Annotated in this window: 5 protein-coding genes; all 5 read left to right on the plus strand. The window is 37.1% G+C overall.

The annotated features are described in order from the left end of the window. Positions 1-260: hypothetical protein (locus EHQ59_RS17715; RefSeq protein WP_208652347.1), on the plus strand; the 260-nt coding region annotated here is incomplete at its 5' end. Positions 261-851: 591 nt separating this feature from the next. Continuing rightward, complete coding sequence (locus tag EHQ59_RS08460) at positions 852-2,405, plus strand: class I SAM-dependent DNA methyltransferase (protein WP_135619243.1); 1,554 nt, start codon at positions 852-854, stop codon at positions 2,403-2,405. 1 nt (position 2,406) lies between these two features. Then, positions 2,407-3,759 (plus strand): restriction endonuclease subunit S, encoded by a 1,353-nt coding sequence (locus EHQ59_RS08465; protein WP_208652348.1) that lies wholly within the window; start codon positions 2,407-2,409, stop codon positions 3,757-3,759. Beyond that, entirely contained in the window at positions 3,756-6,845 is a 3,090-nt protein-coding gene (locus EHQ59_RS08470; RefSeq protein ID WP_135619244.1) for a type I restriction endonuclease subunit R, read from the plus strand. Before EHQ59_RS08465 ends, EHQ59_RS08470 begins: the two co-directional genes overlap by 4 nt. Before the next feature lie 105 nt (positions 6,846-6,950). Further along, a partial coding sequence (locus tag EHQ59_RS17785; RefSeq protein WP_135619245.1) for a hypothetical protein occupies positions 6,951-7,287 on the plus strand: 337 nt, incomplete at its 3' end.

Genomic DNA, 7,287 nt, shown 5'->3' on the forward strand with positions numbered 1-7,287 from the left:
CTGAATGGCTAAATGGATTAGAGGTAGATTTTTATTTTAAGATTAGAAATGTCGAATATGCTATAGAACATCAAGGTGAACAGCATGTTAGAGCACTTGATTACTTGGGTGGAAAGGATAGTTTCTTAAATCAAATTAGAAGGGACAGACAAAAATTGGATGTTTGCATTGAACAAAAAATCAAACTCTATTATTGCTACTACGATGAAAATATTTCAGATTTTGTGGAAAAATTGAAAAATTTTTTGGCTCTATCGTAATAAAATGAATGGTAATAGGAATGTATTTAATATACTATTTAGGGATTTTTAACCGATAGATTTAAATTAGTTTTGCATGGCAAGATACCAGTATCAGAAAGACACTAACGAATTTATTCATATACTAGAGGAATATCTTCAAATATGTTCCATACCAAGGCGGAATCTCATTTCCGAAATTTCTAAGGATTTCACTCTGAAAATGATCAGAGAATTCGTTTACAAGTCAGAAAATAAAGTATGTTTTCACTGCCAAATGAATTTAAGGAATCATTGAAAAATCAGATCAAAGGAAATATGAGCTTTGTAATAATAAATCAAAACTTTGCTAGTTCATAAAGATTTTCAGTCCAGCCATTCAAACTTGTCCGAATAATGTGGTATGCTAACTAAATGTGCAGAAGTGGAAATTGGTCTATGTGATTAGATTTAAAGCATACCCATTAAATAATATGTTTAAGCTAAAATTTACTTTTATCAAAACGATTCTAACTCACAAAAAACTAAAATATTCTGAAATAAGCAATGCAGGTTCAAAAATCCATGTTCAAAAAAACTGCTAAATGCCTAAACTGCATTCTAGGACGTTAAATGGCAAAAGCTAACCAGACCACCTCTGCAAACATCGGATTTGAAGAAAAACTCTTCACTATGGCGGACAAACTCCGCAACAACATGGACGCCTCTGAATACAAACACGTCGTTTTAGGGCTTATTTTTCTAAAATACATTTCTGATAGTTTTATGGCTCTCCACGACGAGCTAACCAAAGATAAGAAAAATGGCTCCGACCCAGAAGACCAGGATGAGTATATCGCCAAAAACGTGTTTTGGGTCTCAGAAAAAGCTCGCTGGAGTTATATTCAAAAAAAGGCGAAAGAACCTTCCATCGGAAAAATCATCGATGATGCATTGGATTTAATCGAGAAAGAAAACCAGAAGCTAAAAGGGGTCTTAAATAAGAACTATGCCCGTCCCGACCTAGACAAAACGAAATTAGGAGAGCTTGTAGACCTCGTTGGAACAATCGGTCTCGGAGATAAGGAAAATCGCTCAAAAGATATATTAGGTAGGGTTTATGAATACTTTCTTACCAAATTTGCATCTGCGGAAGGCAAGTTAGGGGGTCAGTTTTACACTCCGTCTAGCGTTGTTCGCCTAATCGTTGAAATGCTTGCTCCTACCAAAAACCAATCTGTTTATGACCCTGCTTGTGGTTCAGGTGGGTTCTTTGTGCAGTCTGAAAAATTTCTAGAACACCATGCAGGAAGGATTGGTGACATTGCGGTGTATGGACAAGAGTCAAACCCTACTACATGGAGACTTTGTATGATGAACCTTGCCATTCGAGGAATCGAAGCCAATATAGGAAAGGAGCCTTCGGACTCTTTTCTAAAAGACCAACATGCACATGAGAAGTTTGATCTAATTATGGCAAATCCACCATTTAACATGAAAGAATGGGGACAACCTTCATTACAAAATGATAAAAGATGGGAGTTTGGAACTCCACCAGCAAACAATGCAAACTATGCTTGGGTGCAACACTTCATCCACCATCTAAAGCCCAATGGTATGGCTGGTTTTGTCTTAGCGAATGGTTCCATGTCTTCCAATACCTCTGGTGAAGGAGAGATTCGCAAAAAGATCGTCGATGCAGACTTAGTCGATTGTATGGTCGCTCTACCTGGACAACTCTTCTATTCCACCCAAATTCCAGTTTGTATTTGGTTTCTTACTCGAAACAAGGAAAATCCTCGGTTTCGAAATCGTAAAGGTAATACTCTCTTCATCGATGCTCGTAAGATGGGAACACTTGTAGATCGAGTCCACCGTGAATTAACAGAGGATGATTTGAAAAAGATCACCGACACCTACCATGCTTGGCGAGGGGATAAAGATTGTAAGGTCAAATATGAGGATGTAAAGGGGTTTTGTAAATCAGTAGAGTTACCTGAAATTGTCCAACATGGATATGTCCTTACACCAGGTAGGTTTGTCGGTGCGGAAGATATTGAAGACGATGGTGTAGATTTTGAAGAGAAGATGAAAGGACTAACCGCTAAACTCAAAGAACAAGTTATTGAATCGAATAAGTTAACGTTGGAAATATTCAAGAATTTGAAAGTGACTGGATTTGATTAAAATGGATACAAAAAATAAAGAATGGCGATCTGTCACAATCGATGAAATAAAAAGTTCAAAAAAATCTGCGATTGCGATTGGACCTTTTGGTTCAAGAATGAAATCCGAACTTTACACATCATCAGGAATTCCTGTAATACGAGGAACTAATCTTACGGGAGGAAGAAAACTTACTGGAGATTGGGTTTTCATATCAAACGAAACAGCAAAACAGTTACAAGGTTGTATAGTAAATATTGGAGACTTAGTTTTTCCACATCGCGGTTCCATTGGTGAGGTTGGAATTATAACAAACGACGAAAATAACTCTATAATTTCATCAAGCTTGATGAAATTGTCACCTGATCCAGCCCAAGTAGAATCATTATTTTTATATTACTATTTTAGATCAAGTGAAGGAAAATTTAAACTACTTAGAAATTCATCACAAGTTGGAACGCCAGGAATTGGTCAGCCTCTTGCATCATTGAAATCTATTGATCTAAATCTCCCCCCTCTCCCTACTCAAAAAGCCATCGCTCATCTACTAGGCACTCTAGATGACAAAATAGAACTTCTACGCCAAATGAATGAAACTCTTGAAGCCATAGCAAAAGCGTTGTTTCAATCTTGGTTTGTGGACTTTGATCCTGTTCGCAAGAAAGCAGAAGGAATCCCAACTGGATTACCAAAAGAAATTGAAGACTTATTTCCTAGCGAGTTCGAAGAATCAGAATTAGGTGAAATTCCAAAAGGATGGAAGGTTGGGAAGTTGGGGGAACTAACACAAATAGTTGGCGGTTCAACTCCTAGTACAACCAATGAAAGCTTTTGGAATGGCGAACATCATTTTGCAACACCTAAAGACCTTTCTAATGCAACGAGTCCAATTCTTCTGAAAACTGATCGAAGAATAACGTTTGCTGGAGTAAAAGAGATTTCTTCGGGTATATTGGAGAGTGGTACTTTATTAATGTCTTCACGTGCACCTATTGGTTATGTTTCTTTATCAGAGATTCCAATTTCAATAAATCAAGGATTTATTGGATTTAAGAAGGGTGCATATCTTTCCAATTATTTTCTATTTTTCTGGTTAAAACAAAATATGGAAACTATTATTGGAAATGCAAATGGGACTACTTTTTTGGAAATTAGCAAATCAAATTTTCGAATGATCTCATGCATTAAACCATCTCAAGAGGCGTTGAGTTTTTTTGATAATATTGTTTCCACTTACTTCATCCAACTGAAAGAAAATACACTTCAAATAAATAATCTTATCGCAATCCGTGATTCCTTACTTCCGAAGCTCATATCAGGAGAACTTGAACTAACAGATAAAACGATCACTCAAATTTTGGAGCCAGCCAAATGACGATTCACCTCACAGAAGCTGATGTCGAACAAATAGCCATCGATCTATTCCAATCACTTGGCTATGAACATCTGAATGGGAAAGAGATTCTCCCAGAAGAACCAAATGCTCAAAGAGATTCTGTCAAAGAACCTTTTCTTCCTTATATTCTAAAAGATGCCCTTACAACGCTTAACCCAAAAATTCCTCCTGATGGAATAGATGAAGCCTACCGCAAAGTTACTCGAATTTCCTTCCCCACTGTCCTTGAAACAAATCATGAATTTCATAAAATGCTTACCGAAGGAATTGATGTAACCTACAAGGGAAAAGACAGAATCGTCACAGATAAAGTAAAGTTAATTGATTTTGATTACCCTGATAAAAACTATTTTTACGTAGTAAGTCAATTTACCATCATTGAAGGACAAAACAATAGAAGACCTGACCTCTTAGTTTTTATCAATGGTCTCCCACTTGGGGTAATCGAATTAAAGAATCCTGCTGACCATCAAACTACGATTTGGTCAGCATACAGCCAATTACAGACCTACAAGGATCAGATTCCTAGTCTCTTTACATACAATGAAGTGATGATAATAAGTGATGGTCTAGAAGCTCGAATTGGCTCTATATCAGCAGATAAAGAACGATTTGCAGTATGGAGAACCATCGAAGGAGAAAAACTAGCTTCTGCTTCTATGACTCAAATGGAAGTGATGATCCGTGGAGTTTTTGAAAAAAAAAGATTTTTGGATTTGATTCGGTTCTTCACTGTATTTGAACGAGATCATAAAGGCTCATACATTAAGAAAATTGCAGGATATCATCAATTCCATGCAGTCAATACCGCCCTATCGCAGACAATAGAAGCAAGTAAACCCAAAGGAGATCGAAGAATCGGTGTAGTATGGCACACGCAAGGTTCTGGAAAATCTCTTACCATGACCTTTTTTGCAGGAAGAGCAATCCTTTCTCCTGAAATGCAAAATCCAACAGTGGTAATCATTACAGATAGGCAAGACTTAGACAATCAGCTCTTTGATACCTTTAAAAATTGCAAGGAATTACTCCGCCAAACACCCGTACAAGCAGAAGATCGCAATCACTTAAAAGAACTTCTCTCCGTTTCGAGTGGTGGTGTAATCTTTACAACTGTTCAAAAATTCTTTCCAGAAAAAAAATACGACACTTACCCGCTTCTCTCTGACCGAAGAAACATTATCGTTATGGCAGATGAGGCACACAGAAGCCAATACGATTTTATAGATGGTTTCGCTAGGCACATGCGAGATGGACTCCCTCATGCATCCTTTATAGGTTTTACAGGAACGCCTATAGAACTAAGTGATAAAAATACACGGGCAGTCTTCGGTGAATATATCAGTATTTATGACATCCAACAAGCTGTCATGGATCAGGCAACGGTTCCAATCTATTATGAAAGTAGACTGGCTAAATTAGAACTCAAAGAATCAGAAAAGCCCAAAATTGATCCTAGCTTCGAATCCATAACGGAAGATGAAGAGGAAACAGATAAGAATAAACTAAAATCAAAATGGGCTACTATAGAAGCATTAGTAGGTGCACAAAATAGACTCAAGTTAGTTGCCAAGGATTTGTCCAACCACTGGAAACTTAGGTTATCTGTGATGGAAGGAAAAGCGATGATCGTCACCATGTCACGAAGAATCGCCATTGATCTATATAATGAATTAATCAAAATTCATCCAGAATGGCATAGCGAAGACGATGATAAGGGTGTATTAAAAGTCATCATGACAGGTTCTGCCTCCGATCCTGTTGAATGGCAACAACACATCCGAACGGGTAAACGTAGAAAAGAATTAGCAGAAAAATTCAAGAAACCTAACTCATCTTTTAAGATTGTGATCGTTCGGGATATGTGGCTCACAGGTTTTGACGCCCCAAGTCTTCATACCATGTATATAGACAAACCAATGAATGGTCATGGACTGATGCAAGCAATCGCACGAGTAAACCGAGTCTTTAAGGATAAAGCTGGTGGTCTTGTAGTTGATTACATCGGCATTGCAGACAGTTTGAAATCTGCCTTATCCCTCTATACCCAATCTGGTGGAAAAGGATCAACCGCTCTCGATCAAAATGAAGCAGTAGCCGTTATGCTTGAAAAATATGAAGTAGTTTGCGGACTTTTTCATGGTTTCGACTTTGGTAAATGGAAAACTGGCACTCCCACCGATAGGCTCAATCTATTACCATCTGCTTTAGAACATATCCTGTCACAAGAAGATGGAAAATCGAAGTTGAAGAAAACGGTCACAGAACTCTCACAAGCATTCGCCCTTGCAGTTCCCCACGATAAAACGACTGAAATAAGAGACGATGTCGCCTTCTTTCAAACCGTTAGATCAGCTCTGACAAAGAAAACAGACGATGACAAAAAGAAATCACAGGATGAAATAGATTATGCCATCAGACAACTGATATCAGGTGCAGTTTCTTCCAATGAAGTCATTGATATCTTTGCTACGGTGGGACTTAATAAACCAGATATCTCTATCTTAACTGATGAATTCTTAGCCGAAGTTCAAGGAATACCACAGAAAAACTTAGCAGTAGAACTCTTACAGAAACTCCTAAAAGAACAAGTCTACAAAATGGCTGGAAAACGAAACATCGTAAAAACTCGCACATTCCTTGATTTGCTTGAATCTTCTCTGAAACGTTACCAGAATAGAGCTATTGAAACAGCACAGGTCATCGAACACCTTATTGAATTAGCAAAGAAAATGAGGGATGAAACGAAACGAGGTGCTGACCTAGGACTCACAGATGATGAAGTTGCCTTCTACGATGCTCTATTGGAAAACGAGTCTGCTGTTAGAGAAATGAAAAACGAAGACATCAAAATCATTGCAAAAGAACTTGTTAAGTCGCTCAAGAGTAATCTCAAGATCAATTGGTCTGAAAGAGAACAAGTAAAAGCATTAATACGAGTAAACATAAAGAAAATCCTAAAGAAATATGGTTATCCACCAGATATGCAGGCTCAAGCAACTGCCTTAGTATTAGAGCAAGCAGAAGAGTTATATGGGAACTGGGTAGCGGAAGAAGTAATTTGAAGAGGTTGGGAAGGAAAGAAATTGGTGCATTATAATTTTTGCTCTTTTATATATAGACTGAAAAATAAAAATTACCTTCTATATTCATGTCTTATTCCAAGCAATGTGAATAAAGAAAAACCCATCTATATTACGAAACCTTTTTCGAACACAGAAGAAGAACTTATTTATACTACAGCAAGAATTAGTCAGCCTAAATTTGATAGTTTGATTGAAAACTTAACTAGCGGAAATTTAACTGGAGACTTATTTTACAATTCATCATTTCATATTTTTGACAAAAGACGTTTCTACCAAATACCCAAAGACTCTTTAATCTTAAACTTCAAATATCCCTCTCCTAATCCTGAAAGTATTAATGGAAAAACATGCAAAGTTGACGTCTTTTATTCCAAAAGTCAAACTGAGCTTATTGAGCATTTAGAATCATTAAAGTATAGCG

It is taken from the genome of Leptospira kemamanensis (assembly GCF_004769665.1).
GTDB classification, from domain to species: Bacteria; Spirochaetota; Leptospiria; order Leptospirales; family Leptospiraceae; genus Leptospira_A; species Leptospira_A kemamanensis.